The following is a 24,665-nucleotide window of genomic DNA, read 5'->3' on the forward strand; positions in this document are numbered from 1 at the left end:
GCGCGGCGGCGCGACACGCGGCCCCGGCGGCCACGACCCCACCCCGGGATGAACCGGCCGCCGCGCCTGCGGACAATGGGCGCGTGCCCCTCACGACAGAGCCGACCGAGTCGCAGCACCGCCGCCGCGCCGAGCGCACGCCGTACGTCGACCTGACGCGCGCGGAGTGGAGCGCCCTGCGGGAGAAGACACCGCTGCCGCTGACCGCCGAGGAGGTCGAGCGGCTGCGCGGCCTGGGCGACGTCATCGACCTGGACGAGGTCCGCGACGTCTACCTTCCGCTGTCCCGCCTGCTCAACCTGTACGTGGGCGCGTCCAGCAACCTGCGCGGCGCCCTGAACACCTTCCTCGGCGACGCGGGCGGCGGCCACGGCGCGCAGCCCGGCACCCCGTTCGTCATAGGGGTCGCGGGCAGCGTGGCGGTCGGCAAGTCCACCACCGCCCGGCTCCTCCAGGCGCTGCTGGCCCGCTGGCCGGAGCACCCACGCGTCGAGCTGGTCACCACCGACGGCTTCCTGTTCCCCAACGCCGAGCTGCACCGCCGCGGCCTGATGTCGCGCAAGGGCTTCCCCGAGTCGTACGACCGCCGGGCCCTGACCCGTTTCGTGGCCGATGTGAAGTCGGGAAAGTCCGAGGTCAGCGCCCCGGTCTACTCCCACCTGATCTACGACATCGTGCCCGGCGAGCGGCTGACCGTACACCGCCCCGACATCCTCATCGTCGAGGGTCTCAACGTCCTCCAGCCCGCCCTGCCCGGCAAGGACGGCCGCACCCGCCTCGGCCTCGCCGACTTCTTCGACTTCTCGGTGTACGTCGACGCCCGCACCGAGGACATCGAACGCTGGTACCTGGGCCGGTTCCGCAAGCTGCGCGAGACCGCCTTCCAGAACCCGTTCTCGTACTTCCGCAAGTACACCCAGGTTTCCGAGGACGAGGCCCTCGACTACGCGCGGATGATGTGGCGCACCGTCAACAAGCCCAACCTGGAACAGAACGTCGCCCCGACCCGCGGCCGCGCCAACCTCGTCCTGCGCAAGGGCCCCGACCACAAGGTGCAGCGGCTGTCACTGCGCAAGCTGTGAGCCGGGGCCTCGGCGGTTGAAGGCCGCGGCGGGGATCGCCCCCAAGGGGGCGTCCCGGGGCGCCCGCACCCCGGGCGCCCCTTGGACCTCTTCCGGGACCGGCTAGCCCAGCGCCGACTTCACCGCATCCGCCAGACGGCCGGCCACGGCCCCCGCCTGCTCGATGTCGGCGGCCTCGACCATGACCCGCACCAGCGGCTCGGTGCCCGAGGGGCGCAGCAGCACGCGCCCGGTGGCGCCCAGCTCGCGCTCCGCCTCCGCGACGGCCGAGGTGACCTCGGGCGACGTAGCGACCCGGGTCTTGTCCACGTCCGGCACGTTGACCAGCACCTGCGGCAGGCGGTCCATGACGCGGACCAGCTCGCCCAGCGGGCGGCCCGTCGCCGCGACGCGCGCGGCCAGCATGAGGCCGGTGAGCGTGCCGTCGCCGGTCGTCGCGTGGTCCAGCGCGATCACGTGCCCGGACTGCTCGCCGCCGAGCGCGTAACCGCCGGACTTCATCTCCTCCAGGACGTACCGGTCGCCGACCGCCGTCTGGACGAAGGTCAGGCCCTCGCGCTCCATGGCCAGCTTGAAGCCCAGGTTGGACATGACGGTCGCCACGACGGTGTTCTTGCGCAGCGTGCCCGCCTCGCGCATGCCCAGGGCCAGTACGGCGAGGATCTGGTCGCCGTCGATCTCGTTGCCCTCGCGGTCCACCGCCAGGCAGCGGTCCGCGTCGCCGTCGTGCGCGACACCCAGGTCGGCGCCGTGCTCGACCACCGCGTCGCGCAGGTTGCCGATGTGCGTGGAGCCGCAGTCGTCGTTGATGTTCAGGCCGTCGGGGTCGGTGCCGATGGTGACGACCTCGGCGCCGGCCCGGGCGAACGCCTCGGGGGAGACGCGGGACGCCGCGCCGTGCGCGCCGTCGATGACGATCTTCAGGCCGTCGAGGCGGTTGGGCAGCACGCCGACCAGGTGGGCCACGTAGTTGTCGAAGCCCTGGTCGTAGTCCTTGACCCGGCCCACGCCGGCGCCGGTGGGCCGGTCCCACGGCTCGCCGGAGCTGTGCGAGCGGTACGTGCGCTCGATGCGGTCCTCCAGCTCGTCGGCGAGCTTGTGGCCGCCGCGGGCGAAGAACTTGATGCCGTTGTCGGGCATCGGGTTGTGGCTGGCGGAGAGCATCACGCCCAGGTCCGCGCCGAGGGAGCCGGTCAGGTACGCCACGGCCGGGGTGGGCAGCACACCGACCCGCAGGACGTCCACGCCCGCACTGGCCAGGCCCGCGACGACCGCGGCCTCCAGGAACTCCCCGGACGCCCGCGGATCACGGCCGACCACGGCCACCGGCCGATGGCCCTCAAAGGTGCCGGCTTCCGCGAGCACATGCGCCGCCGCGACCGAGAGACCGAGCGCCAGCTCCGCCGTGAGATCCGCGTTGGCGACACCGCGCACACCGTCCGTGCCGAAGAGTCGTCCCACTGGTGTCCTCCGAGTTGATGTACGTGGACCAGGGCATTGCGTCCAGGTATACGCCGCTGGTCCCGGATAGCCGAACGCCCCGGCAGCACGGATGGTGCCACCGGGGCGTTCGCCAAGAGCTGCGCGAGCAGCCAAGCGGCAATTAGCGCTTGCTGTACTGCGGCGCCTTGCGGGCCTTCTTGAGACCGGCCTTCTTGCGCTCGACCGCACGGTCGTCGCGCTTGAGGAAGCCGGCCTTCTTGAGCGGGCCGCGGTTGTTGTCCTCGTCCGCCTCGTTCAGCGCACGGGCCACGCCCAGGCGCAGCGCGCCGGCCTGGCCGGAGATGCCGCCGCCGGAGATGCGGGCCACCACGTCGTAGCGGTTGTCGAGCTCGAGCACCTTGAAGGGCTCGTTGACTTCCTGCTGGTGCACCTTGTTCGGGAAGTAACCCTCAAGAGTACGACCGTTGATCTTCCACTGGCCGGAGCCGGGGATGATCCGCACGCGGGCGATGGCGTTCTTGCGACGGCCCAGGCCGGCGGCCGGCTGCGGGTCGCCGAAGCGCGAGGCGAGCGACTCGGAGGTGTACTCACCCTCCAGCGGAACCTCGGTCTCGGTGGTGTACTCCTCGACCTCGTCCAGCGGGGTCTCGGGGGTGGTCTCAGCCACGATTCTCCTCAGATTCTCTTCGTCTTAGGGGGTGGCCGGACTTACTGCGCGACCTGGGTGATCTCGAACGGGACCGGCTGCTGAGCAGCGTGCGGGTGCTCGGCGCCCGCGTAGACCTTCAGCTTCGAGAGCATCTGACGGCCCAGGGTGTTCTTGGGGAGCATGCCCTTGATGGCCTTCTCGACGGCCTTCTCGGGGTTCTTGTCGAGGAGCTCGTCGTAGCGCACCGAGCGCAGACCGCCCGGGAAGCCGGAGTGGCGGTAGGCCATCTTCTGGCTGCGCTTGTTGCCGGACAGGTGCACCTTGTCGGCGTTGATGATGACGACGAAGTCGCCGGTGTCGACGTGCGGCGCGTACACCGGCTTGTGCTTGCCCCTCAGGAGGGACGCGGCCTGGGAGGCCAGACGGCCCAGGACAACGTCCTGCGCGTCAATGATGTGCCACTGGCGCTGGACATCGCCGGGCTTGGGGCTGAACGTACGCACGGTTAGCCTTCGCTTCTTCAGTGAATAGGGTCCTGTACTGGTCACCTCGGTCGATCTCCAGCACTGGCTGCACCACGGGTGACGCAACCCGGGTTCCTGCCGCTGGTCATCGGCCCGGTGGACCGGCGTAAGGGCCCCTCACGTGAGATAGAGCAAGCCAATACGCATAACGAACTGGCAGAATACCGGGCCGCCCCCAGCCGGGTCAAAACACGTCCCGAACCGGCGTACGATCCGTGCCCTCGGGCCCCCTCGGCATGATAGCCACCACTTCCCGCACACGCGGCCGCACACACGTCCACGCCAGCACCACCGCCACGGTGCACAGCATCGCCGTGTCCTTGAAGGCCCGCCGGTGCAGCCCCTCCAGATGCGGCCAGGGCAGCCCGCCGACCTGCGGCACCAGGGCGACCCAGAACCACACCGAACGGGGCACCGAGCCCGGCAGGACCACGGAGGCGGCCAGCGGCGGCAGCGCCACCAGCAGGTAGTGGTCGAAGGACGGCCGGGACACCAGGAAGGCCGCGAGCATCAGCATCGCGGCGGTCTCCACGAGCCGCAGCGCGCCCTCGTCGCCGCGCCGCCACCGCAGCCACGCGCACCCGGTCCCGGCCACCGCCGCCACCGCGGCCGCCCCGTACGCCGCGGTCTCCGGTACGCCCAGCCGGGTGAGGATCATGCCGGGCGAGGCGTCGAAGGGGCGCGCGAAGCTGTCCTGGCCGTGCAGCAGGAACGGCAGCGTACGGGTGAAGAACATGCCCGGCCGCGGCATCACCAGCGCCGCCAGCACGGACGCCCCGGCCGGCACGGCCACCGCCACCGCCAGGGCCCGCCACCGCCGCGCGAGCACCAGCAGCAGGAGCAGCGGCGCCAGCAGCGGCTTGAGGGCCAGCGCGAGGCCGAGGACCGCGCCCGCGGCGACCCACCGGGAGCGCAGCGCCAGCAGCAGCATCAGGGGCAGCGCCACCACGGAGGCCAGCGTCCAGTTCCCGATGTTCACGACGTTGCGGAACGGCTCGAAGAACGCCAGGGCCGCCACCCCGAGCACCGCCAGCCGGCTCCGTACGGGAATCCGGAAGATCCGCAGCGAGACAAGCCAGCCCAGCAGCACCAGCCCCACGCCCGCCACCGGCACCAGCAGCCGCAGCGCCCCGGCGGGCAGCAGCGCCTCGGGTACGGCGGCCAGCACCGCGCTCGGCAGGTACAGGAAGCGCTTGTCGGCGTACGGGGCGTCACCGCCCAGCAGCGCCCGCGCCGCCTTCACGACGAAGTCGTTGTCCATGCCGACGGTGGGGCTGTGCCGGTGGACGTGGAAGACCACCGCCGCCATCAGCGCGGAGGCGGCCGCCCACAGGGGCCACGGCGCCCGCCCGAGCAGCCACCCGACGGCCGGGGAGCCGGCGGCCGGGAAACCGGCGGCGGGGGAACCGGCGGCCTCCCCCGCGCCCGTGATGCCCGTTTTCTCCGCACTCATGGCTCAATCTAAGAGCCGCCACCCCACGGCCCACCACCGGACGTGCCCCAAGCGGTGACCGACCGCTACCGCTTCCGCTCCACCCTGCGCTCGTCCCACACCGGCTCCGCCGTCTCCCGCACCCGCCCGTCCGAGCCGAAGACCAGGAACCGGTCGAAGGACCGCGCGAACCACCGGTCGTGCGTCACCGCCAGCACCGTCCCCTCGTACGCCTCCAGCCCCTCCTGCAACGCCTCGGCGCTCTCCAGGTCGAGGTTGTCGGTCGGCTCGTCCAGCAGCAGGGCGGTGGTCCCCGCCAGCTCCAGCAGCAGGATCTGGAAGCGCGCCTGCTGGCCGCCGGACAGCCGGTCGAAGCGCTGCTCGGCCTGGCGCTCCAGCTCGTACCTGCGCAGGGCGCTCATCGCCTTGCCCCGGTCCTTGGCGTGTTCCGTCCACAGGATGTCCAGAAGCGTGCGGCCCTCCAGCTCCGGGTGAGCGTGCGTTTGCGCGAAGTGACCGGGTACGACGCGGGCGCCCAGCTTCCAGGCCCCCGTGTGCGCCACGTCCTCCCCCGCCAGCAACCGCAGGAAGTGCGACTTGCCGGAGCCGTTCGACCCCAGCACCGCGACCCGCTCCCCGTAGAAGACCTCCAGGTCGAAGGGCTTCATCAGCCCGGTCAGCTCAAGGTTCTCGCAGGTCACCGCCCGGACGCCGGTACGGCCGCCCTTGAGCCGCATGGTGATCTCCTGCTCGCGCGGCGGCTCCGGCGGCGGCCCGGCCTCCTCGAACTTGCGCAGCCGCGTCTGCGCGGCGTGGTACCGGGTGGCCAGCTCGTGGCTGATCTCCGCGGCCTGCCGCAGACTGCGCACCAGCTTCTTCAACTGCTCGTGCTTCTCGTCCCAGCGCCGCCGCAGCTCCTCGAAGCGGGCGAAGCGCTCCTTGCGTGCCTCGTGGTACGTGGCGAAACCGCCGCCGTGCACCCACACGTCCGAGCCGCCCGGCCCCGGCTCGACACTGACGATCTTCTCGGCGGAACGGGCCAGCAGCTCCCGGTCGTGGCTGACGAACAGCACCGTCTTCTTCGTCTCGCGCAGCCGCTCCTCCAGCCAGCGCTTGCCCGGCACGTCCAGATAGTTGTCCGGCTCGTCCAGCAGCAGCACCTCGTCCGTGCCGCGCAGCAGCGACTCCAGGACCAGCCGCTTCTGCTCGCCGCCGCTGAGCGTGCGCACCTGGCGCCACTGCGCCTGCTCGTACGGGACGCCCAGCGCGGCCATCGTGCACATGTCCCAGACCGTCTCGGCCTCGTAGCCGCGCGCCTCGGCCCAGTCGCTGAGCGCCTGCGCGTACGCCATCTGCGCGGCCTCGTCGTCCACCGTCATCACGGCGTGCTCGGCCGCGTCCACAGCAGCCGCCGCTTCCCTGATCCGCGGCTGCGCCACCGAGACCAGCAGGTCCCGCACGGTCCGCTCGTCACGCACCGAACCCACGAACTGCGGCATCACACCCAGCCCGCCGCTGACCTTCACCACACCGCCGTGCGGCTGCAGCTCCCCCGAGATCAGCCGCAGCAGCGTCGTCTTGCCCGCCCCGTTGGCGCCGACCAGCGCCACCGCGGCGCCCTCGCCGACCCTGAAGGACACATCGCCCAACAACACCCGCCCGTCCGGCAGGTAGTACTCCAGATGCCCGGCCTCCACGTGTCCCATAGCCCCGGATTGTCGCCGCCCGCCGCGCGTTGCACCAACCGGTTTAGGATGCGCGGCATGAGCTTTGGGAATGGCGGGCCCTTCGGCCCCGGGGGACCGGACTCCTCGACTCCTGACTGGGACGCGCTCGCCGACGAGAGCGAGGCACGCAGCAAACGCCGCCGCTGGCTGTACATCGGCGGCGGCGCGCTGGCGACCCTCGCGGTGGCGGGCATCGTCGCCACCGCCGTGATCACCAGCAACAAGGGCGGCGACCTGCCGCACCCCGTGACGCTGCCGACCGAGTCCGCAGCCCCCAAGCCGTCCTTCTCCGAGGTCTCCGTCCCGCCGCCGCCGAACCCGCGCGACTACATCACCGACCCCAAGAAGGACACCGCGCCCCTCACCCCCGAGAACCTGTTCCCGGACCAGGCCATGGTCGTCGGCAAGCGCTCCTACCCCCGCACGAGCACCGCCGCCACCGACGACTGCACCGCCGGCGCCCAGGGCGCACTCGGCTCGGAGCTCAACCACAACGGCTGCAGGAAACTGCTGCGCGCCACCTACTCCAAGGACGGCGTCGCGGTCACCGTCGGCGTCGCGGTCTTCGACACCAAGGACGCCGCCTTCAAGGTCAAGAACGCCAACAAGGCCAGCCTCGCCCCGCTGGCCGGCGGCGGCGTCGGCTCCTTCTGCCAGGGCGCGCCCTGCACCATGTACACCAACGCCACCGGCCGCTACGCCTACTTCACGATCGCCGGCAACCTCGACGGGTCGGCCGTCACCAAGGCGTCCGCCAAGGCCCTCCAGATCGCACGCGACGGCGGCCAGTACGCGTACGGGCGCATCTGGCAGCGCGGCACGGACCAGGCGGCCAAGGCCGCCCAGGCCCAGTCCTGACACCCGCGCACCCCGCCACGGGGCGGCTCAGCAGCAGCCGCCCCCCGGCAGGGTCCGCTTGTTGCGCGCCTCCTTGTTGCGGGCCATGAGCAGGTCGTCCGCCGGATAGCCGACCTCCTCCAGCGTCAGCCCGTGCGGCCGTACGACGTGCACGGCGGAGTCGCGCACCCCGGCCGCCAGCACCTTCCCGGGCCACTCCACCGGCCGGTGCCCGTCCCCCACGAACAGCAGCGCGCCCACCAGCGAACGCACCATGTTGTGGCAGAAGGCGTCCGCCTGCACCGTCGCGGTGATGATCCCGTCCGCGTCCCGCACCCAGCTCAGGGTCTGCAACGTACGAATCGTCGTCGCCCCCTCACGCCGCTTGCAGTAGGCGGCGAAGTCGTGCTCCCCCAGCAACGCCTGCGACGCCGCGTTCATCGCGTCCACGTCCAGGTCCCAGTCGTGCCACAGCACGTGGCCGCGCAGCAGCGGGTCCACACCGCCCGGGTGATCCGTCACCCGGTAGGCGTACCGCCGCCAGATCGCCGAGAACCGCGCGTTGAACCCGTACGGCGCCTCGACCGCCCGCCACACCCGCACGTCCTTCGGCAGCCGCCCCGCCAGCCGCCGCAGCAGCTTGTCCGCGTGCTCGGCCCACAGCTCCGCCGGCAGGTCCACGTGCGCCACCTGCCCGCGCGCGTGCACCCCGGCGTCCGTCCGCCCCGCCACGGTCAGCTCGTACGTCTCCGCCGACCGCGTCACCGTACGCAGCGCGGTCTCCAGCTCCTCCTGGACCGTGCGCCGCGCCCGCTGCTTCGCCCAGCCCGAGAAGTCCTTCCCGTCGTACGAAAGGTCCAGCCGCACCCGTACGAACCCGGGCTCCACTTCATCGCTCACGCGTGCATCCTCTCAAGCGGAACGGGCCCGCCCCCCTGAGGGGAGCGGGCCCGTCCGGTGGCCTGTGTCAGGCTCAGGCGTCCTTGGACTCCTCGGCCGGGGCCTCGGCGGCCTCGCCCTTGGTGTCCTCGGCCTTGGCGGCCTCGTCGGACTCCTTCACCGCGCGCTTCGTCGCGGCCTCGGCCTCGGCGACGGTCGCCTTCTTGGCGATCTCGCCCTCGACCAGCTCGATGACGGCCATCGGGGCGTTGTCGCCACGACGGTTGCCGATCTTGGTGATGCGGGTGTAGCCACCCGGACGCTCCGCGAAGCGCGGCGCGATCTCCGTGAAGAGCGTGTGCACGACGCTCTTGTCGGTCACCAGCTGCATGACCTGACGGCGGTTGTGAAGGTCACCCTTCTTCGCCTTGGTCACCAGGCGCTCGGCGTACGGACGCAGACGACGGGCCTTGGCCTCGGTCGTCGTGATCCGGCCGTGCTCGAACAGCGCGGTGGCCAGGTTGCGCAGCATGAGACGCTCGTGCGCTGCGCTGCCGCCCAGACGGGCACCCTTGGCGGGCTTCGGCATGGTATTTCTCCTTCATTGCTGCACCGGCCGTATCAGGTACCGATGTCAGTTCCCACGAGGCGGCCGCCCCGCGGAAGATTGCGCGAGCCCGCGGGCTCAGTACTGCTCGGTCTCCACGAACCCGGCATCCGCGTCGTCGTCGGCGCCAAAGGCGTCGGCCGCGGCGGTCGGGTCGAAGCCGGGGGGCGAGTCCTTGAGGGCCAGGCCCATGCCGGCCAGCTTCGCCTTGACCTCGTCGATCGACTTCGCACCGAAGTTGCGGATGTCGAGCAGGTCCGCCTCGGAGCGGGCGACGAGCTCACCCACGGAGTGGATGCCCTCGCGCTTGAGGCAGTTGTAGGAGCGGACGGTGAGCTCCAGCTCCTCGATCGGCAGCGCCAGGTCGGCGGCCAGGGCGGCGTCCGTGGGGGACGGGCCCATGTCGATGCCCTCGGCGTCGATGTTGAGCTCGCGCGCCAGGCCGAACAGCTCCACCAGGGTCTTGCCGGCGGACGCCATGGCGTCGCGGGGACGCATGGCCTGCTTGGTCTCGACGTCGACGATCAGCTTGTCGAAGTCGGTGCGCTGCTCGACACGGGTCGCCTCGACCTTGTAGGTGACCTTGAGCACCGGGGAGTAGATGGAGTCGACCGGGATACGGCCGATCTCCTGGCCCACCTGCTTGTTCTGCACGGCGGAGACGTAGCCGCGACCGCGCTCGACGGTCAGCTCCATCTCCAGCTTGCCCTTGCCGTTGAGCGTGGCCAGGACCAGGTCCGGGTTGTGGACCTCGACGCCGGCCGGCGGGGCGATGTCGGCAGCGGTGACCAGGCCGGGGCCCTGCTTGCGCAGGTACATCACGACCGGCTCGTCGTGCTCCGAGGAGACGACCAGCTGCTTGATGTTGAGGATGAGGTCGGTGACGTCCTCCTTGACGCCCGGCACGGTGGTGAACTCGTGCAGGACACCGTCGATGCGGATGGACGTGACCGCCGCACCCGGGATCGAGGAGAGGAGCGTACGACGCAGGGAGTTGCCGAGGGTGTAGCCGAAGCCCGGCTCCAGCGGCTCGATCACGAACCGGGAGCGGTATTCGTCGACGACCTCTTCGGTCAGCGAGGGACGCTGAGCGATCAGCATGAGGTGTTTCGCCTTCCAGTCGTGGCACCCGCTATTTGATGCCAGCTGCGCCGGACGGTGGCCCGGCGGTTTCTACAAGGGTACGGGCGGCACGGCGCGGCTCCCAGGAGTCGCGGCGTACCGCCCGAAAAGTGCCCGGTGCCGGGCCGCGCCGGAGCGCGGACCGACAGGCTGCGGCCGTCGAGCGGCCGCGCGGCGTCAGACGCGACGACGCTTGGGGGGACGGCAGCCGTTGTGCGGCGTGGGGGTGACGTCCTGGATCGAGCCGACCTCCAGGCCGGTGGCCTGGAGCGAGCGGATCGCGGTCTCACGGCCGGAGCCGGGACCCTTGACGAAGACGTCGACCTTGCGCATGCCGTGCTCCTGCGCGCGGCGGGCGGCCGACTCGGCAGCCATCTGCGCGGCGAACGGCGTGGACTTGCGCGAGCCCTTGAAGCCCACGTGGCCCGCCGAGGCCCAGGAGATCACGTTGCCCGTGGGGTCGGTGATCGAAACGATGGTGTTGTTGAACGTGCTCTTGATGTGAGCGTGCCCGTGGGCGACGTTCTTCTTCTCCTTGCGGCGCACCTTCTTGGCGCCGGCCGTACGGCCCTTCGGAGGCATGTATTACTCCCGGTGGAGGTGGTCGGTCCTACAGCGAAGACCGCTGATGAGCGTCCGCTGAGGACTACTTCTTGCCCGGCTTCTTCTTGCCGGCGATCGCGCGACGCGGACCCTTGCGGGTACGGGCGTTCGTGCTGGTGCGCTGACCGTGCACCGGCAGGCCGCGGCGGTGACGCAGACCCTGGTAGCAGCCGATCTCGACCTTGCGGCGGATGTCGGCCTGGATCTCGCGACGGAGGTCACCCTCGGTCTTGAGGTTGTTGTCCACGTACTCGCGGATCTTGACCAGGTCTTCCTCGGCCAGGTCGCGAACGCGGGTGTCCGGGTTCACGCCGGTGGCGGCGAGGGTCTGCTGCGACAGGGTGCGCCCGATGCCGAAGACGTAGGTGAGGGCGACCTCGACGCGCTTTTCGCGCGGGAGATCAACGCCTGCGAGGCGTGCCATCTATTGGCTCCTGATGTATTCGGAGGTCTTCCGCAGCACCGTTCCCGTAAGACTCTTGAGCATTACGAGCCGGGTCCCCGGCCTCCGAGCCGGGGGTGTCGTTTCCACGTGAGTGATCACGGGGAGTCGGGTGTCTGCGTATGTACGTATTGCGTGCGTATGCGTCGCGCGAAGATAACTGCGAAATGCAGAGAGGTCGGCGTGCGTCAGCCCTGGCGCTGCTTGTGGCGCAGGTTGTCGCAGATCACCATGACCCGGCCGTGACGGCGGATCACCTTGCACTTGTCGCAGATCTTCTTGACGCTCGGCTTGACCTTCATGGGATGTGAGGTTCTCCGGGTCAGTGCCGCCACCCCACGGGAGGGGGCGTCGACAAGATCTACTTGTAGCGGTAGACGATCCGGCCACGCGTCAGGTCGTAGGGAGACAGCTCCACGACGACCCGGTCATCCGGGAGGATGCGGATGTAGTGCATCCGCATCTTGCCGCTGATGTGCGCGAGGACCTTGTGACCGTTCTGGAGCTCCACCTTGAACATCGCGTTCGGCAGGGACTCGATCACGGTGCCCTCGATCTCGATGGCACCTTGCTTCTTGGCCACGCTTCGCCCTTCGAATCGGCTACCTTGATCGACTTCGTGCGGCCGCTTACCCGACAAACAGGCACACGGATGCACGACAGCCGACGCGTCAGTCTACGTCAGCGTTCCCGAAAAGACGAATCCACGATTATTGCCCACCGACAGTGATCGTTACGCCTCGGGGGCGGGGACGCGCCGAAGGCCGTACCAGCCGGTCAGGCCAGCGGGTCGGGCGCCGCCTCGATGCCCAGCTCGGCCAGCTTGGCCTTGCCGCCGTCGGGGGCGGTCAGCACCAGCGGGCCCTCCTCGGTCAGCGCGACCGAGTGCTCCCAGTGCGAGGACCAGCTGCCGTCGTTCGACTTGACCGTCCAGTCGTCTTCCAGGACGTGGGTCTTGGCCGTGCCCAGGTTCACCATGGGCTCGATGGCGATGCAGAAGCCGGGGACCAGCTTCGGGCCGCGGCCGCGCTTGCGGTCGACGTAGTTCAGCAGGTGCGGGTCCATGTGCATCTGCGAGCCGATGCCGTGGCCGCCGTAGTCCTCGACGATGCCGTACTTGCCGTTCGCCGGGCGCGGCTGCCGGCGGATGTAGCCCTCGATGGCCTTGGAGATGTCGACCAGGCGGTTGCCCTTGCGTACGGCCGCGATGCCGGCCCACATGGACTCCTCGGTCACCCGGCTCAGCTCGACCAGCTCCGGAGCGTGACCGGAGCCCACGAAGGCGGTGTAGGCCGCGTCGCCGTGCCAGCCGTCGATGATCGCGCCGCAGTCGATGGAGATGATGTCGCCGTCGGCGAGGACGGTCTCGGTGTCGGGGATGCCGTGGACGACGACGTCGTTGACCGACGTGCAGATCGTCGCGGGGAAGCCGCCGTACCCGAGGAAGTTCGACTTGGCGCCGTGCTCGGCCAGCACCTTGCGCGCGGCGTCGTCCAGGTCCTTGGTGGTGGCGCCGGGCACCGCCACCTCACGGGTCGCCGCGTGGATGGCGGCGACCACCAGCCCCGCCTCGCGCATCTTCGCGATCTGCTCGGGGGTCTTGATCTCCACCATTGCGGCTTACGCCTTCCTGAACCGACTACTACGACGCTGCTGCGGCGGCAGGTGCCGCCTCTCTACACGATACGGCCGCGGTCCCGTACCCGGGCACCGCGGCCGTAAGCGCTGATCTTCGGGGAACTACTCGCCTTGGTCGAGCGCGGCCATCGCGCGCTCGGTGACCTCGTCCACCTTGCCGAGGGCCGGGATCGTGACGACCAGGTCCTGCGCCTTGTAGTGGTCGATGATCGGCTCGGTCTCCGTGTGGTAGACCTCCAGCCGCTTGCGGACGGTCTCCTCGCGGTCGTCCTCGCGCTGGTAGAGGTCGCCGCCGCAGACGTCGCAGACACCCTCGGTCTTCGGCTTGTGGTAGTCCACGTGGAAGACATGGCTGCTGTCGTTGCGGCAGATCCGGCGGCCGGCGATCCGCTTGACCACCTCGTCCTCCGGGACCTCCAGGTCCAGGACGGCGTCCAGCTTCACGCCCTTGCCCTTGAGGTACTCGTCCAGCGCCTCGGCCTGGCCGATGTTGCGCGGGAAGCCGTCCAGCAGGAAGCCGCCCTCGGCGTCCGGCTGGTCCATCCGGTCCTCGGCCATCGCGATCGTCACCGAGTCCGGCACCAGGTTGCCCGCGTCCATGTAGGACTTCGCCTCTTTGCCGAGGTCGGTGCCCTGGCTGATGTTGGCGCGGAAGAGGTCGCCCGTGGAGATGTGCGGGATCGCGAGGTTCTTGGCAAGGTACGCAGCCTGCGTACCCTTGCCGGCCCCAGGAGGCCCGACGAGGACGATTCGCATCAGCGGAGGAACCCTTCGTAGTTGCGCTGCTGGAGCTGGCTCTCGATCTGCTTCACGGTCTCCAGACCCACACCCACGATGATCAGGATGCTCGTCCCGCCGAACGGGAAGTTCTGGTTGGCCTTGAACAGCACCAACGCCACTGTTGGCACCAGCGCGATCAGACCCAGGTACAGCGAGCCCGGCCACGTGATCCGGTTGAGCACGTAGCTGAGGTACTCGGCCGTGGGGCGACCAGCCCGGATGCCCGGGATGAACCCACCATACTTCTTCATGTTGTCGGCAACTTCCTCGGGGTTGAAGGAAATCGCGACGTAGAAGAACGCGAAGAAGACGATCAGCAGGAAGTACGTGACGATGTAGACGGGGTGGTTGCCCTTGGTGAAGTTGGTTTCGATCCAGGTCGCCCAGCCGGCCTTCGACCCGCTGAACTGGGCCACCAGCGCCGGGATGTAGAGCAGCGACGAGGCGAAGATGACGGGGATCACACCCGCCTGGTTCACCTTGAGCGGGATGTACGTGGAGGTACCGCCGTACGAACGACGTCCGATCATCCGCTTGGCGTACTGCACCGGGATGCGGCGCTGGGCCTGCTCGACGAAGACCACGAGGGCGACCATCGCCAGGCCCACGACGATGACGGCGAAGAACTCGATCCAGCCGTCGGCCAGCTTGCCGGACATCTTGATCTGCCACAGCGAGCCGGGGAAGCCGGCCGCGATGCCGACGAACATCAGGATCGACATGCCGTTGCCGATGCCGCGGTCGGTCACCAGCTCACCGAGCCACATGACCATGGCCGTACCGGCGGTCATCGTGATGACCATGGTGATCGTGGTGAAGATCGAGTCGCTTGGCACGATCTCGCTGGCCACCGGGCAGCCCTGGAAGAGCGCGCCGCTCTTGGCGGTGGCGACCAGGCCGGTGCCCTGGAGGATCGCCAGCGCGACGGTCAGGTACCGGGTGTACTGGGTGATCTTCGCCTGTCCGGACTGGCCCTCTTTCTTGAGTGCCTCCAGACGGGGGATCACCACGGTCAGCAGCTGGAGGATGATGCTTGCCGTGATGTACGGCATGATCCCCAGCGCGAAGATCGTGATCTGGAGCAGCGCACCACCGCTGAACATGTTCACCAGGCCGAAGAGGCCGCCGTTGGCGCCGGCCTGCTTCATGCAGGTGTCGACATTGGAGTAGTTCACCCCGGGCACCGGAACGTGCGCTCCGAGCCGGTAGACGAGCACGATGCCCAATGTGAACAGCAGCTTCTTGCGCAGGTCGGGCGTCTTGAACGCTCGGGCGAACGCGGTGAGCACGGTGCCTCCTGCGCCTCCCGCCTCTGGAGCGAGAGGTGACGGTCTTGAGGATCGACGAATACAAAGCGGCCAAAACCGCGCAGACATTAGCCCACGCGGCGGGGGCCCGGGGGAAGAACCCCCGGAAAATACAGCAACAGTGCACGCCACCTTACCGGCGACCATGCCCCCCTTGGAACGACCAACCGGGGATGCCCCAATACGTGGGCATCCCCGGTCAGTTGATTCACAGAGCTCAGATGAGCTCGGTGACGCTGCCGCCGGCAGCAACAATCTTCTCCTTGGCGGAGCCGGAGACGGAGTCCACCGTCACCGTCAGCGCCACGGAGATCTCGCCCTGGCCCAGGACCTTGACGAGCTCGTTCTTGCGCACCGCGCCCTTGGCGACCAGGTCGGTCACCGTGACCTCGCCACCCTGCGGGTAGAGCGCGGCCAGCTTGTCCAGGTTCACGACCTGGAACTGCTTGTGGGCGGGGTTCTTGAAGCCCTTCAGCTTCGGGAGGCGCATGTGGAGGGGCATCTGCCCACCCTCGAAGCGCTCCGGAACCTGGTAGCGGGCCTTCGTGCCCTTGGTACCACGACCAGCGGTCTTACCCTTGGACGCCTCACCACGACCCACACGGGTCTTGGCGGTCTTGGCGCCCGGGGCGGGCCGGAGGTTGTGGACCTTCAGCGGGTTCTGCTCCGCCATGTCAGTCGACCTCCTCAACCGTCACGAGGTGGCGGACGGTGTGCACCATGCCGCGGAACTCGGGGCGGTCCTCCTTGACGACCTGCGTGTTGATGCCCTTGAGACCAAGGGAACGCAGGGTGTCACGGTGGTTCTGCTTGCTGCCGATGATGGACTTGGTCTGCGTGATCTTGAGCGAAGCCATTACGCGTTCACCCCGGCACGCGCCCGCAGCAGAGCGGCGGGAGCAACGTCCTCCAGCGGCAGGCCACGGCGGGCGGCGATCTCCTCGGGGCGCTGCAGGCCCCGCAGAGCGGCCACCGTGGCGTGCACGATGTTGATCGGGTTCGACGAACCGAGCGACTTGCTCAGCACGTCGTGGATGCCCGCGCACTCCAGCACGGCGCGCACCGGGCCACCGGCGATCACACCGGTACCGGGGGAAGCCGGCTTGAGCAGGACGACGCCCGCAGCCTCTTCGCCCTGGATGGGGTGCGGGATGGTGCCGGCGATACGGGGGACCTTGAAGAAGTGCTTCTTGGCCTCCTCAACACCCTTGGCGATGGCGGCCGGCACCTCCTTGGCCTTGCCGTAACCGACGCCCACGGTGCCGTCACCGTCGCCCACCACGACCAGCGCGGTGAAGCTGAAGCGACGACCACCCTTCACAACCTTGGCGACGCGGTTGATTGCGACAACACGCTCGACGTAGGCGGTCTTCTCGGCAGCTGCGCCGCCGTCCCGCCGGTCCTTACGGTCCCGCCGCTCGCCGCCACCGGCACCGCTCCCGCGGCGCTGGGGTCCAGCCATTGGAATTACCTCTCTCTGTTACGTCCGCTAGCTACGGAACCGGGGCTTAGAACTTCAGCCCGGCTTCGCGGGCGGCGTCGGCCAGAGCGGCAATCCGCCCGGCGTACTGCTTGCCACCACGGTCGAACACGACGGCCTCGACGCCGGCGGCCTTGGCGCGCTCGGCGACCAGGGAACCGACCTGCTTGGCCAGGTCCGTCTTGTTGCCCTCGCCGCCACGGATCGACGCGTCCAGGGTCGAGGCCGACGCCAGGGTGTGACCCTTGATGTCGTCGATGACCTGGGCGGTGATACCACGGTTGGACCGCGTCACGACCAGACGCGGACGCTCCGGCGTACCCGAAATCCGCTTACGGATGCGGATGTGGCGACGCTTTGCGGCGGCGCGCTTGTAGGCGTCGCCCTTCGCGACCTTCACACCGTATGCCATGGCTTACTTACCAGCCTTTCCGACCTTGCGGCGGATGACCTCGCCGGCGTACTTGACGCCCTTGGCCTTGTACGGGTCGGGCTTGCGCAGCTTGCGGATGTTCGCGGCGACCTCGCCGACCTTCTGCTTGTCGATGCCCTCGACGCTCAGCTTGGTCGGGGACTCGACCTTGAACGAGATGCCCTCGGGCGCCTCGACCACGATCGGGTGGCTGTAACCGAGCGAGAACTCCAGGTTGGAGCCCTTCGCCTGGACGCGGTAACCGACACCGCTGATCTCGAGCGCCTTGCTGAATCCCTGGGTCACGCCGGTGATCATGTTCGCCACCAGCGTGCGGGACAGGCCGTGCAGGGCCTTGTTCTGACGCTCGTCGTTCGGGCGGGTGACGGCGATGACGCCGTCCTCACCCTTGGCGACCTCGATCGGCGCGGCAACGGTGTGCGAAAGGGAACCCTTGGGGCCCTTCACCGACACCGTGCGGCCGTCGATGGTGACGTCCACACCAGCGGGAACCTGGATGGGCAGCTTGCCAATACGCGACATTAGCTATTCCTCCGTTCCCGAATTACCAGACGTAGGCGAGAACTTCTCCGCCTACGCCCTTCTTGCTGGCCTGCTGACCGGTGAGGAGACCGTGCGACGTGGAGATGATCGCCACGCCCAGGCCGCCGAGCACCTTCGGCAGGTTGGTGGACTTTGCGTAGACCCGCAGGCCCGGCTTCGAGATGCGCTTGATGCCGGCGATCGAGCGCTCGCGGTTCGGGCCGAACTTCAGCTCCAGGACGAGGTTCTTGCCGACCTCGGCGTCCTCGACCTTCCAGCCGGTGATGTAGCCCTCCTGCTGGAGGATCTCCGCGATGTGCGACTTGATCTTGCTGTGCGGCATCACGACGGTGTCGTGGTACGCCGAGTTCGCGTTCCGCAGACGCGTGAGCATGTCTGCGATGGGGTCAGTCATGGTCATGAATTGGCCTTCGGCCTCTCTCGCCGGGGTTTCCTGTATGCGCCATCCCTCTCCCCGAGCTGGGTCGGGACGGGTGCGGCGCGGGGACCTTCGGCGTAGTAAGTCGTTCCTGGGCGGCGGGCGCCCAACCCTTCTACCCTACGGGATCAAAGGGCGGGCCCCCGCCGAACAGATGCTTACCGAGAGACTCCGGATCCCACCAAGTAGGTGGTTACCAGGAGCTCTTGGTCACGCCCGGCAGCTCGCCACGGTGAGCCATCTCACGAAGGCACACGCGGCACAGGCCGAACTTGCGGTAGACGGAGTGCGGCCGGCCGCAGCGCTGGCAACGCGTGTACGCGCGCACAGCGAACTTCGGCTTGCGGGCCGCCTTAGCGATCAGAGCCTTCTTCGCCACGGTCAGTTCTCCTTGAACGGGAAGCCGAGGTGACGAAGCAGGGCGCGGCCCTCATCGTCGTTGGACGCCGTGGTGACCACGGTGATGTCCATGCCCCGCTGCCGGTCGATCTTGTCCTGGTCGATCTCGTGGAACATGACCTGCTCCGTGAGACCGAAGGTGTAGTTGCCCCGACCGTCGAACTGCTTCGGGGACAGACCACGGAAGTCGCGGATGCGCGGCAGCGCGAGCGACAGCAGGCGGTCCAGGAACTCCCACATGCGGTCACCGCGGAGGGTGACGTGGGCACCGATCGGCTGGCCCTCGCGCAGCTTGAACTGCGCGATGGACTTACGGGCCTTGGTGACGGCCGGCTTCTGGCCGGTGATCGTGGTGAGGTCCTTGATGGCACCCTCGATCAGCTTGGAGTCGCGGGCGGCGTCGCCCACACCCATGTTGACCACGATCTTGGTCAGACCGGGGATCTGCATGACGTTCTCGTAGGAGAACTCGTCCTTCAGCTTCCCGGCGATCTCTTCGCGGTAGCGCTGCTTGAGGCGCGGCGCGTTGGTGGTGGCAGTCATCAGATGTCCTCACCGGTCCGCTTGGCAACGCGGATCTTGTTGCCTTCGTCGTCGAAGCGGTACCCGACGCGGGTGACGACCTTGTTGCCGTCCTTCTCCACAACGAGCTGCACGTTGCTCACGTGGATCGGGGCCTCGGTCGTCACGATGCCGCCGGTCTTCGAGCCGCGAGCGGTCTGACCGGCCTTGGTGTGCTTCTTGACCCGGTTGACACCCTCGACCAGGACACGGTCCTCGCGGGGGAAGGCCGCGATGACCTTGCCCTGCTTGCCCTTGTCCTTGCCGGTGATGATCTGGACCAGGTCGCCCTTCTTGATCTTCATCGGTTACAGCACCTCCGGCGCGAGCGAGATGATCTTCATGAACTTCTTCTCGCGCAGCTCCCGGCCCACGGGGCCGAAGATGCGGGTGCCGCGGGGGTCGCCATCGTTCTTGAGGATGACGGCCGCGTTCTCGTCGAAGCGGATGTACGAGCCGTCCGGACGGCGGCGCTCCTTGACGGTGCGAACGATGACGGCCTTGACGACGTCACCCTTCTTCACGTTGCCACCGGGGATCGCATCCTTGACGGTGGCGACGATGACGTCACCGATGCCCGCGTAGCGGCGGCCCGAACCACCGAGAACACGGATGGTGAGAATTTCCTTCGCACCCGTGTTGTCGGCGACCCGAAGCCGCGACTCCTGCTGGATCACGTCTATCTCCTGATCGTCTGCCGGTTCCCGGCGGGGGCCTCATCGCTGAGGCCCACCGCCGAGCCTGGCGGAACTGACCTGGGGGAAACCCCCCAGGCGGTATCTATGAAAATTCCCGAACGGGAATTTCCTTACTTGGCCTTCTCGAGGATCTCGACGATGCGCCAGCGCTTGCTCGCCGACAGCGGACGCGTCTCCATCAGGAGGACGCGGTCGCCGACACCGGCAGCGTTCTGCTCGTCGTGCGCCTTGAGCTTGTTCGTACGGCGGATGACCTTGCCGTACAGCGCGTGCTTGACACGGTCCTCGACAGCGACGACGACGGTCTTGTCCATCTTGTCGCTGACGACGAGACCCTCGCGGGTCTTGCGGAAGCCGCGCTGCTCGTTCGTCTCAGTCACATTCTTCTCGCTCATCAGGCGCTCTCCACCGTCTCGATGCCGAGCTCGCGCTCCCGCATCAGGGTGTAGATCCGGGCGATGTCCTTGCGGACGGCCTTCAGCCGGCCGTGGTTCTCAAGCTGTCCGGTCGCCGCCTGGAAGCGGAGGTTGAACAGCTCCTCCTTGGCCTCGCGGAGCTTCGCAACGAGGTCCTCGTTGTTCAGCTCGCGCAGCTCGGTCGCCTTGGTACCGGCCGCCATCACGACTCACCTGCCTCGCGCCGCACGATGCGGCACTTCATCGGAAGCTTGTGGGCGGCGCGGGTCAGCGCCTCCTTCGCAACCTTTTCGTTCGGGAAGGACAGCTCGAACATCACCCGACCGGGCTTGACGTTCGCGACCCACCACTCCGGAGAACCCTTACCGGAACCCATGCGGGTCTCGGCCGGCTTCTTCGTCAGCGGGCGGTCCGGGTAAATGTTGATCCAGACCTTGCCGCCACGCTTGATGTGACGGGTCATGGCGATACGAGCGGACTCGATCTGCCGGTTCGTCACGTAGGCGGGGGTCACGGCCTGAATGCCGTACTCACCGAAGGCAAGCTCGGTGCCACCCTTGGCCATACCGTTGCGCTTCGGGTGGTGCTGCTTGCGGTGCTTGACCCTGCGAGGGATCAGCATGTCGGTCAGCCCTCCGTTCCGGTGCTCTCAGCAGCCGGAGCAGCGGCAGCGGCCTCGGCCTTGGGGGCCTCGGCAGCGGCGTTCTGCTGCGGCTTGCGGCCGCCACGGCCGCCACGCTCGCCACCGCGGCGCGGGCGGTCGTTGCCGCCACCACGCGCCGGGCGGTTGCCCGCACGGGCGGCAGCGTTCTCGGCGCGGACCTCGGCGATGTTCTTGACGTCGCCCTTGTAGATCCAGACCTTCACGCCGATGCGGCCGAAGGTGGTCTTGGCCTCGAAGAAGCCGTAGTCGACGTTGGCGCGGAGCGTGTGCAGGGGCACACGGCCCTCGCGGTAGAACTCCGAGCGCGACATCTCGGCGCCGCCGAGACGGCCACCACACTGGATCTTGATGCCCTTGGCACCGGCCTTCATCGTCGACTGCATGCTCTTGCGCATGGCGCGACGGAAGGAGACGCGGGAGGACAGCTGCTCGGCGACGGCCTGGGCCACGAGCTGAGCATCGGTCTCGGGGTTCTTGACCTCGAGGATGTTCAGCTGGACCTGCTTGCCGGTCAGCTTCTCCAGCTCGCCGCGGATGCGGTCGGCCTCGGCGCCGCGGCGGCCGATGACGATGCCCGGACGAGCGGTGTGGATGTCAACGCGGACGCGCTCACGGGTGCGCTCGATCTCCACCTTCGAGATACCGGCGCGCTCCATGCCCTTCGTCATCATGCGACGAATGGCGACGTCTTCCTTGACGTAGTCCTTGTACAGCTTGTCGGCGTACCAACGCGACTTGAAGTCGGTGGTGATGCCGAGCCGGAACCCGTGCGGGTTTACCTTCTGGCCCATTACCGGGTTCCTTCCTTGCTGCTGACGACCACGGTGATGTGGCTGGTCCGCTTGCGGATCCGGTAGGCACGGCCCTGGGCACGCGGCCGGAACCGCTTCAGGGTCGGACCCTCGTCGACGTACGCCTCGGAAATGAAGAGGCTGCCGGCGTCGGTGTGGTCGTAGTTGTGCGCCGCGTTGGCAATGGCGCTGTCCAGCACCTTGCCGACGGGCACGCTCGCGGCCTGCGGGGCGAAACGCAGGACCGCCTGAGCCTCCGTGGCATCCATGCCACGGATAAGGTCCACCACGCGGCGGGCCTTCATGGGCGTGACGCGGATGTACCGCGCCTGGGCCCTGGCTTCCATGGTTGTCCCTTCGGTGTCAGTCATAGTCTTCGCACTCCGGTCGATCAGCGACGACGCGACTTGCGGTCGTCCTTCTCGTGGCCGCGGAAGGTGCGGGTCGGCGCAAACTCGCCGAGCTTGTGGCCGACCATCGACTCGGTGACGAACACCGGGACGTGCTTACGGCCGTCGTGCACCGCGATCGTGTGGCCGAGCATGGCCGGGACGATCATGGAGCGGCGGGACCAGGTCTTGATGACGTTCTTGGTGCCGGCTTCGTTCTGAACATCCACCTTCTTGGAAAGGTGGTCGTCGACGAAGGGCCCCTTCTTGAGACTACGCGGCATCTAAACCCGCTCCTAGCGCTTCTTGTTCGTCTTGCGGCGGCGGACGATGTACTTGTTCGAAGCCTTCTTCGGCGAACGCGTACGACCCTCCTTCTGGCCCCACGGCGAGACCGGGTGGCGACCACCGGAGGTCTTGCCCTCACCACCACCGTGCGGGTGGTCGACCGGGTTCATCACGACACCACGCACGGTCGGGCGGACGCCCTTCCAGCGCATACGGCCGGCCTTGCCCCAGTTGATGTTCGACTGCTCGGCGTTGCCGACCTCGCCGACGGTGGCGCGGCAGCGCACGTCGACCAGGCGGATCTCACCGGACGGCATACGAAGGTGGGCCATCGTGCCCTCCTTCGCCAGCAGCTGCACGGAGGCACCGGCGGAGCGGGCGAACTTCGCGCCGCCGCCGGGCCGCAGCTCGATGGCGTGGATCGTCGTACCGACCGGGATGTGGCGCAGCGGCAGGTTGTTGCCCGGCTTGATGTCGGCGCCAGGGCCGTTCTCAATCCGAGCACCCTGCACCAGGCCACGCGGTGCGATGATGTAGCGCTTCTCGCCGTCTGCGTAGTGCAGCAGCGCGATGCGCGCGGTGCGGTTGGGGTCGTACTCGATGTGCGCGACCTTGGCCGGCACGCCGTCCTTGTCGTGACGACGGAAGTCGATCACGCGGTAGGCGCGCTTGTGGCCACCGCCCTGGTGGCGAACGGTCACACGACCGGCGTTGTTACGGCCGCCCTTGCTGTGCAGCGGGCGGACCAGCGACTTCTCCGGCGTGGACCGCGTGATCTCGACAAAGTCGGCGACGCTGGAGCCACGACGGCCCGGGGTCGTCGGCTTGTACTTGCGGATACCCATTTCTCAGTCCTCGTCCGATTCCGGACGACTCGGACTCCGTTAGGAGACCGGGCCGCCGAAGATGTCGATACGGTCGCCCTCGGCAAGGGTCACGATGGCGCGCTTGGTGTTGGCGCGCTTTCCGAAACCGGTGCGGGTGCGCTTGCGCTTGCCCTGGCGGTTGATCGTGTTGACCCCGGTGACCTTGACCGAGAAGACCGCCTCGACGGCCTGCTTGATCTGGGTCTTGTTCGCACGCGGGTCGACGATGAACGTGTACTTGTTCTCGTCCAGCAGCGCGTAGCTCTTCTCGGAGACGACCGGCTTGACCAGAAGGTCGCGCGGGTCCGAGAAGGACTTGCTGGTAACGGTCGCCTCAGTCATCAGGCGGCGCTCCCTTCGAGCTCAGCGGCCTTGGGACCAGCCACGAAGGACTCGAAGGCGGCCTTGGTGAAGACCACGTCGTCGGAGACGAGCACGTCGTACGTGTTCAGCTGGCCCGGCTCCAGGATGTGGACCTGGGGCAGGTTGCGGGCGGACAGCCACGCGGCCTCGTCGGCGCGCTCGGCGACCAGCAGCACGTGCTTGCGCTCGCTGATCTTGCCGAGGAGAACCTTGGCGGCCTTGGTGGAGACCTCGCCCTCGACCACGCCGGAGACGACGTGGATGCGGCTGTTGCGGGCCCGGTCGGTGAGGGCACCGCGCAGGGCGGCGGCCTTCATCTTCTTCGGGGTCCGCTGCGAGTAGTCACGCGGCACGGGGCCGTGCACGACGCCACCGCCGGCGAACTGCGGCGCGCGGGTCGAGCCCTGGCGCGCGCGGCCGGTGCCCTTCTGGCGGTACGGCTTCTTGCCACCGCCGCGGACCTCGCCACGGGTCTTGGTCTTGTGCGTGCCCTGACGGGCCGCGGCCAGCTGCGCGACGACGACCTGGTGGATCAGCGGAATGCTGACCTTCGCGTCGAAGATCTCCGTGGGGAGCTCGACGGTCCCGGCCTTGTCGCCTGCCGGCGAAAGGATGTCAATGGTGCTCATCGGTTACCTCAGGCCCCCTTGGCCGCGGTACGGACCAGGACGAGGCCGCCGTTCGGACCAGGAACTGCGCCCTTGATGAGCAGCAGGCCCTTCTCCGCGTCAACGGCATGGACGGTCAGGTTCTGGGTGGTGACCCGCTCGTTGCCCATACGGCCGGCCATCCGCATGCCCTTGAACACGCGGCCCGGGGTGGCGCAGCCACCGATGGAGCCCGGCTTGCGGTGCACGCGGTGGGCACCGTGCGAAGCCTTGCCGCCGTGGAAGCCGTGACGCTTCATGACACCGGCGAAGCCCTTGCCCTTGCTCTTGCCGGTCACGTCCACCTTGACGCCGGACTCGAAGGTCTCGGCGGTCAGCTCCTGGCCGAGGGTGTACTCACTGGCGTCAGTGGTACGGACCTCGACGAGGTGACGGCGGGGGGTGACGTCGGCCTTCGCGAAGTGGCCCTTGAGGGGCTTGTTCACCTTGCGCGGGTCGATCTCGCCGAAGGCGATCTGGACGGAGTCGTAGCCGTCCTGGTCATTGGTGCGCACCTGGGTAACGACGCAGGGGCCGGCCTTGACCACAGTGACCGGGACGACACGGTTGTTCTCGTCCCAGACCTGGGTCATGCCGAGCTTCTCGCCCAGGATGCCCTTGATCTGCTTAGCCATCT

At 68.4% G+C, this 24,665-nt stretch carries 37 protein-coding genes; 2 read left to right on the plus strand and 35 right to left on the minus strand.

All coding sequences use genetic code 11. The features are described 5' to 3' along the window. Positions 1-83 precede the first annotated feature (83 nt). Positions 84-1,082, plus strand: coding sequence for a type I pantothenate kinase (coaA, locus tag ACH4OW_RS19740; protein ID WP_360124460.1), 999 nt, complete (start codon positions 84-86; stop codon positions 1,080-1,082). Between the two features lie 102 nt (positions 1,083-1,184). Here the strand turns inward: coaA and glmM are convergent, their stop codons facing one another. The 5 genes from glmM to ACH4OW_RS19765 form a co-directional block, all read right to left on the minus strand. Beyond that, positions 1,185-2,543: a phosphoglucosamine mutase gene (gene glmM, locus ACH4OW_RS19745; RefSeq protein WP_360124463.1), complete on the minus strand. Its 1,359-nt coding sequence runs from the start codon at positions 2,541-2,543 to the stop codon at positions 1,185-1,187. 142 nt (positions 2,544-2,685) lie between these two features. After that, complete coding sequence (rpsI, locus tag ACH4OW_RS19750) at positions 2,686-3,192, minus strand: 30S ribosomal protein S9 (RefSeq protein ID WP_030016969.1); 507 nt, start codon at positions 3,190-3,192, stop codon at positions 2,686-2,688. Between the two features lie 41 nt (positions 3,193-3,233). Next, positions 3,234-3,677, minus strand: a complete 444-nt coding sequence (gene rplM, locus ACH4OW_RS19755) for a 50S ribosomal protein L13 (RefSeq protein ID WP_360124467.1) — start codon at positions 3,675-3,677, stop codon at positions 3,234-3,236. 205 nt (positions 3,678-3,882) lie between these two features. Next, a complete protein-coding gene (locus ACH4OW_RS19760) occupies positions 3,883-5,151 on the minus strand; it encodes a glycosyltransferase family 87 protein (RefSeq protein ID WP_398029266.1) in 1,269 nt (422 codons plus the stop codon). A 65-nt stretch (positions 5,152-5,216) separates the two neighbouring features. Further along, positions 5,217-6,836 (minus strand): ATP-binding cassette domain-containing protein, encoded by a 1,620-nt coding sequence (locus tag ACH4OW_RS19765; RefSeq protein ID WP_360124473.1) that lies wholly within the window; start codon positions 6,834-6,836, stop codon positions 5,217-5,219. 57 nt (positions 6,837-6,893) lie between these two features. On the opposite strand from ACH4OW_RS19765, the gene ACH4OW_RS19770 reads away from it, so the two are divergent. Further along, positions 6,894-7,715 (plus strand): hypothetical protein, encoded by an 822-nt coding sequence (locus tag ACH4OW_RS19770; protein WP_360124476.1) that lies wholly within the window; start codon positions 6,894-6,896, stop codon positions 7,713-7,715. A gap of 27 nt (positions 7,716-7,742) precedes the next feature. On the opposite strand, the gene truA is transcribed toward ACH4OW_RS19770, so the two are convergent. The 30 genes from truA to rplC all read right to left on the minus strand — a co-directional run bounded on the left by truA (position 7,743) and on the right by rplC (position 24,663). After that, the gene (gene truA / locus ACH4OW_RS19775) at positions 7,743-8,594 is read right to left on the minus strand and encodes a tRNA pseudouridine(38-40) synthase TruA (RefSeq protein ID WP_398029268.1); all 852 of its coding nucleotides are present in this window, start codon (positions 8,592-8,594) and stop codon (positions 7,743-7,745) included. Positions 8,595-8,667: 73 nt separating this feature from the next. Next, positions 8,668-9,162, minus strand: coding sequence for a 50S ribosomal protein L17 (gene rplQ / locus ACH4OW_RS19780; RefSeq protein WP_360124482.1), 495 nt, complete (start codon positions 9,160-9,162; stop codon positions 8,668-8,670). Positions 9,163-9,258: 96 nt separating this feature from the next. Then, positions 9,259-10,281, minus strand: coding sequence for a DNA-directed RNA polymerase subunit alpha (locus ACH4OW_RS19785; protein WP_003956430.1), 1,023 nt, complete (start codon positions 10,279-10,281; stop codon positions 9,259-9,261). Between the two features lie 198 nt (positions 10,282-10,479). Further along, complete coding sequence (gene rpsK / locus ACH4OW_RS19790; protein ID WP_004571845.1) at positions 10,480-10,884, minus strand: 30S ribosomal protein S11; 405 nt, start codon at positions 10,882-10,884, stop codon at positions 10,480-10,482. 64 nt (positions 10,885-10,948) lie between these two features. Then, positions 10,949-11,329, minus strand: coding sequence for a 30S ribosomal protein S13 (rpsM, locus tag ACH4OW_RS19795; RefSeq protein ID WP_006604894.1), 381 nt, complete (start codon positions 11,327-11,329; stop codon positions 10,949-10,951). A gap of 206 nt (positions 11,330-11,535) precedes the next feature. After that, positions 11,536-11,649 (minus strand): 50S ribosomal protein L36, encoded by a 114-nt coding sequence (gene rpmJ / locus ACH4OW_RS19800; RefSeq protein WP_003956441.1) that lies wholly within the window; start codon positions 11,647-11,649, stop codon positions 11,536-11,538. 59 nt (positions 11,650-11,708) lie between these two features. After that, complete coding sequence (gene infA / locus ACH4OW_RS19805) at positions 11,709-11,930, minus strand: translation initiation factor IF-1 (protein WP_003956442.1); 222 nt, start codon at positions 11,928-11,930, stop codon at positions 11,709-11,711. A gap of 194 nt (positions 11,931-12,124) precedes the next feature. Then, the gene (gene map / locus ACH4OW_RS19810; RefSeq protein WP_360124488.1) at positions 12,125-12,961 is read right to left on the minus strand and encodes a type I methionyl aminopeptidase; all 837 of its coding nucleotides are present in this window, start codon (positions 12,959-12,961) and stop codon (positions 12,125-12,127) included. A gap of 126 nt (positions 12,962-13,087) precedes the next feature. Beyond that, positions 13,088-13,741, minus strand: a complete 654-nt coding sequence (locus ACH4OW_RS19815) for an adenylate kinase (RefSeq protein WP_360124491.1) — start codon at positions 13,739-13,741, stop codon at positions 13,088-13,090. Continuing rightward, positions 13,741-15,054, minus strand: coding sequence for a preprotein translocase subunit SecY (gene secY, locus ACH4OW_RS19820; protein ID WP_360124494.1), 1,314 nt, complete (start codon positions 15,052-15,054; stop codon positions 13,741-13,743). The genes ACH4OW_RS19815 and secY overlap by 1 nt, the downstream gene beginning before the upstream one ends. Before the next feature lie 235 nt (positions 15,055-15,289). Then, complete coding sequence (gene rplO, locus ACH4OW_RS19825; RefSeq protein ID WP_360124497.1) at positions 15,290-15,745, minus strand: 50S ribosomal protein L15; 456 nt, start codon at positions 15,743-15,745, stop codon at positions 15,290-15,292. Between the two features lies 1 nt (position 15,746). Then, positions 15,747-15,929: a 50S ribosomal protein L30 gene (gene rpmD / locus ACH4OW_RS19830; protein WP_360124500.1), complete on the minus strand. Its 183-nt coding sequence runs from the start codon at positions 15,927-15,929 to the stop codon at positions 15,747-15,749. Next, positions 15,929-16,534: a 30S ribosomal protein S5 gene (gene rpsE, locus ACH4OW_RS19835; RefSeq protein WP_004571838.1), complete on the minus strand. Its 606-nt coding sequence runs from the start codon at positions 16,532-16,534 to the stop codon at positions 15,929-15,931. The genes rpmD and rpsE overlap by 1 nt, the downstream gene beginning before the upstream one ends. A 46-nt stretch (positions 16,535-16,580) precedes the next feature. Next, the gene (gene rplR / locus ACH4OW_RS19840) at positions 16,581-16,964 is read right to left on the minus strand and encodes a 50S ribosomal protein L18 (RefSeq protein WP_030375637.1); all 384 of its coding nucleotides are present in this window, start codon (positions 16,962-16,964) and stop codon (positions 16,581-16,583) included. 3 nt (positions 16,965-16,967) lie between these two features. Then, positions 16,968-17,507, minus strand: coding sequence for a 50S ribosomal protein L6 (rplF, locus tag ACH4OW_RS19845; RefSeq protein ID WP_360124504.1), 540 nt, complete (start codon positions 17,505-17,507; stop codon positions 16,968-16,970). Between the two features lie 22 nt (positions 17,508-17,529). Beyond that, the gene (gene rpsH, locus ACH4OW_RS19850) at positions 17,530-17,928 is read right to left on the minus strand and encodes a 30S ribosomal protein S8 (protein WP_260639342.1); all 399 of its coding nucleotides are present in this window, start codon (positions 17,926-17,928) and stop codon (positions 17,530-17,532) included. A gap of 211 nt (positions 17,929-18,139) precedes the next feature. Beyond that, positions 18,140-18,325 carry a type Z 30S ribosomal protein S14 gene (locus tag ACH4OW_RS19855; protein WP_004571834.1) on the minus strand — a complete coding sequence of 62 codons (186 nt, stop codon included), beginning with the start codon at positions 18,323-18,325 and terminating at the stop codon, positions 18,140-18,142. Between the two features lie 2 nt (positions 18,326-18,327). Then, the gene (rplE, locus tag ACH4OW_RS19860) at positions 18,328-18,888 is read right to left on the minus strand and encodes a 50S ribosomal protein L5 (protein ID WP_030016984.1); all 561 of its coding nucleotides are present in this window, start codon (positions 18,886-18,888) and stop codon (positions 18,328-18,330) included. Then, positions 18,888-19,211: a 50S ribosomal protein L24 gene (rplX, locus tag ACH4OW_RS19865; RefSeq protein WP_360124509.1), complete on the minus strand. Its 324-nt coding sequence runs from the start codon at positions 19,209-19,211 to the stop codon at positions 18,888-18,890. Before rplX ends, rplE begins: the two co-directional genes overlap by 1 nt. A gap of 3 nt (positions 19,212-19,214) precedes the next feature. After that, positions 19,215-19,583, minus strand: coding sequence for a 50S ribosomal protein L14 (gene rplN, locus ACH4OW_RS19870; protein ID WP_003974257.1), 369 nt, complete (start codon positions 19,581-19,583; stop codon positions 19,215-19,217). A gap of 131 nt (positions 19,584-19,714) precedes the next feature. Next, positions 19,715-19,999 carry a 30S ribosomal protein S17 gene (rpsQ, locus tag ACH4OW_RS19875; RefSeq protein WP_004571831.1) on the minus strand — a complete coding sequence of 95 codons (285 nt, stop codon included), beginning with the start codon at positions 19,997-19,999 and terminating at the stop codon, positions 19,715-19,717. Continuing rightward, positions 19,999-20,223: a 50S ribosomal protein L29 gene (rpmC, locus tag ACH4OW_RS19880; protein ID WP_004950453.1), complete on the minus strand. Its 225-nt coding sequence runs from the start codon at positions 20,221-20,223 to the stop codon at positions 19,999-20,001. Before rpmC ends, rpsQ begins: the two co-directional genes overlap by 1 nt. Further along, positions 20,223-20,642, minus strand: coding sequence for a 50S ribosomal protein L16 (rplP, locus tag ACH4OW_RS19885; protein ID WP_004571829.1), 420 nt, complete (start codon positions 20,640-20,642; stop codon positions 20,223-20,225). Before rplP ends, rpmC begins: the two co-directional genes overlap by 1 nt. A gap of 5 nt (positions 20,643-20,647) precedes the next feature. Continuing rightward, entirely contained in the window at positions 20,648-21,475 is an 828-nt protein-coding gene (rpsC, locus tag ACH4OW_RS19890) for a 30S ribosomal protein S3 (protein ID WP_004571828.1), read from the minus strand. Beyond that, positions 21,475-21,822 (minus strand): 50S ribosomal protein L22, encoded by a 348-nt coding sequence (rplV, locus tag ACH4OW_RS19895; RefSeq protein ID WP_032926743.1) that lies wholly within the window; start codon positions 21,820-21,822, stop codon positions 21,475-21,477. Before rplV ends, rpsC begins: the two co-directional genes overlap by 1 nt. A gap of 44 nt (positions 21,823-21,866) precedes the next feature. Then, positions 21,867-22,148, minus strand: a complete 282-nt coding sequence (gene rpsS / locus ACH4OW_RS19900) for a 30S ribosomal protein S19 (protein ID WP_014054167.1) — start codon at positions 22,146-22,148, stop codon at positions 21,867-21,869. Between the two features lie 12 nt (positions 22,149-22,160). Beyond that, positions 22,161-22,997, minus strand: coding sequence for a 50S ribosomal protein L2 (gene rplB / locus ACH4OW_RS19905; RefSeq protein WP_360124517.1), 837 nt, complete (start codon positions 22,995-22,997; stop codon positions 22,161-22,163). A gap of 39 nt (positions 22,998-23,036) precedes the next feature. Beyond that, positions 23,037-23,360 carry a 50S ribosomal protein L23 gene (gene rplW, locus ACH4OW_RS19910; RefSeq protein ID WP_030016990.1) on the minus strand — a complete coding sequence of 108 codons (324 nt, stop codon included), beginning with the start codon at positions 23,358-23,360 and terminating at the stop codon, positions 23,037-23,039. Then, positions 23,360-24,010, minus strand: coding sequence for a 50S ribosomal protein L4 (rplD, locus tag ACH4OW_RS19915; protein WP_360124521.1), 651 nt, complete (start codon positions 24,008-24,010; stop codon positions 23,360-23,362). Before rplD ends, rplW begins: the two co-directional genes overlap by 1 nt. A gap of 8 nt (positions 24,011-24,018) precedes the next feature. Beyond that, a complete protein-coding gene (rplC, locus tag ACH4OW_RS19920; RefSeq protein ID WP_030016992.1) occupies positions 24,019-24,663 on the minus strand; it encodes a 50S ribosomal protein L3 in 645 nt (214 codons plus the stop codon). Positions 24,664-24,665 lie beyond the last annotated feature (2 nt).

It is taken from the genome of Streptomyces sp. NPDC017056 (assembly GCF_044332485.1).
Taxonomy (GTDB): domain Bacteria; phylum Actinomycetota; class Actinomycetes; order Streptomycetales; family Streptomycetaceae; genus Streptomyces.

Coding starts and splice junctions, on each gene's coding strand:
- ACH4OW_RS19760 (WP_398029266.1), bottom strand. CDS start 5,151: ATGAGTGCGGAGAAAACGGGCATCACGGGCGCGGGGGAGGCCGCCGGT.
- ACH4OW_RS19765 (WP_360124473.1), bottom strand. CDS start 6,836: ATGGGACACGTGGAGGCCGGGCATCTGGAGTACTACCTGCCGGACGGG.
- ACH4OW_RS19770 (WP_360124476.1), top strand. CDS start 6,894: ATGAGCTTTGGGAATGGCGGGCCCTTCGGCCCCGGGGGACCGGACTCC.
- rplQ (WP_360124482.1), bottom strand. CDS start 9,162: ATGCCGAAGCCCGCCAAGGGTGCCCGTCTGGGCGGCAGCGCAGCGCAC.
- ACH4OW_RS19785 (WP_003956430.1), bottom strand. CDS start 10,281: ATGCTGATCGCTCAGCGTCCCTCGCTGACCGAAGAGGTCGTCGACGAA.
- rpsK (WP_004571845.1), bottom strand. CDS start 10,884: ATGCCTCCGAAGGGCCGTACGGCCGGCGCCAAGAAGGTGCGCCGCAAG.
- rpsM (WP_006604894.1), bottom strand. CDS start 11,329: ATGGCACGCCTCGCAGGCGTTGATCTCCCGCGCGAAAAGCGCGTCGAG.
- rpmJ (WP_003956441.1), bottom strand. CDS start 11,649: ATGAAGGTCAAGCCGAGCGTCAAGAAGATCTGCGACAAGTGCAAGGTG.
- map (WP_360124488.1), bottom strand. CDS start 12,961: ATGGTGGAGATCAAGACCCCCGAGCAGATCGCGAAGATGCGCGAGGCG.
- ACH4OW_RS19815 (WP_360124491.1), bottom strand. CDS start 13,741: ATGCGAATCGTCCTCGTCGGGCCTCCTGGGGCCGGCAAGGGTACGCAG.
- rplO (WP_360124497.1), bottom strand. CDS start 15,745: ATGGCGGAGCAGAACCCGCTGAAGGTCCACAACCTCCGGCCCGCCCCG.
- rpmD (WP_360124500.1), bottom strand. CDS start 15,929: ATGGCTTCGCTCAAGATCACGCAGACCAAGTCCATCATCGGCAGCAAG.
- rpsE (WP_004571838.1), bottom strand. CDS start 16,534: ATGGCTGGACCCCAGCGCCGCGGGAGCGGTGCCGGTGGCGGCGAGCGG.
- rplR (WP_030375637.1), bottom strand. CDS start 16,964: ATGGCATACGGTGTGAAGGTCGCGAAGGGCGACGCCTACAAGCGCGCC.
- rplF (WP_360124504.1), bottom strand. CDS start 17,507: ATGTCGCGTATTGGCAAGCTGCCCATCCAGGTTCCCGCTGGTGTGGAC.
- rpsH (WP_260639342.1), bottom strand. CDS start 17,928: ATGACCATGACTGACCCCATCGCAGACATGCTCACGCGTCTGCGGAAC.
- rplE (WP_030016984.1), bottom strand. CDS start 18,888: ATGACTGCCACCACCAACGCGCCGCGCCTCAAGCAGCGCTACCGCGAA.
- rplX (WP_360124509.1), bottom strand. CDS start 19,211: ATGAAGATCAAGAAGGGCGACCTGGTCCAGATCATCACCGGCAAGGAC.
- rpsQ (WP_004571831.1), bottom strand. CDS start 19,999: ATGAGCGAGAAGAATGTGACTGAGACGAACGAGCAGCGCGGCTTCCGC.
- rpmC (WP_004950453.1), bottom strand. CDS start 20,223: ATGGCGGCCGGTACCAAGGCGACCGAGCTGCGCGAGCTGAACAACGAG.
- rplP (WP_004571829.1), bottom strand. CDS start 20,642: ATGCTGATCCCTCGCAGGGTCAAGCACCGCAAGCAGCACCACCCGAAG.
- rpsC (WP_004571828.1), bottom strand. CDS start 21,475: ATGGGCCAGAAGGTAAACCCGCACGGGTTCCGGCTCGGCATCACCACC.
- rplV (WP_032926743.1), bottom strand. CDS start 21,822: ATGGAAGCCAGGGCCCAGGCGCGGTACATCCGCGTCACGCCCATGAAG.
- rpsS (WP_014054167.1), bottom strand. CDS start 22,148: ATGCCGCGTAGTCTCAAGAAGGGGCCCTTCGTCGACGACCACCTTTCC.
- rplB (WP_360124517.1), bottom strand. CDS start 22,997: ATGGGTATCCGCAAGTACAAGCCGACGACCCCGGGCCGTCGTGGCTCC.
- rplW (WP_030016990.1), bottom strand. CDS start 23,360: ATGACTGAGGCGACCGTTACCAGCAAGTCCTTCTCGGACCCGCGCGAC.
- rplD (WP_360124521.1), bottom strand. CDS start 24,010: ATGAGCACCATTGACATCCTTTCGCCGGCAGGCGACAAGGCCGGGACC.
- rplC (WP_030016992.1), bottom strand. CDS start 24,663: ATGGCTAAGCAGATCAAGGGCATCCTGGGCGAGAAGCTCGGCATGACC.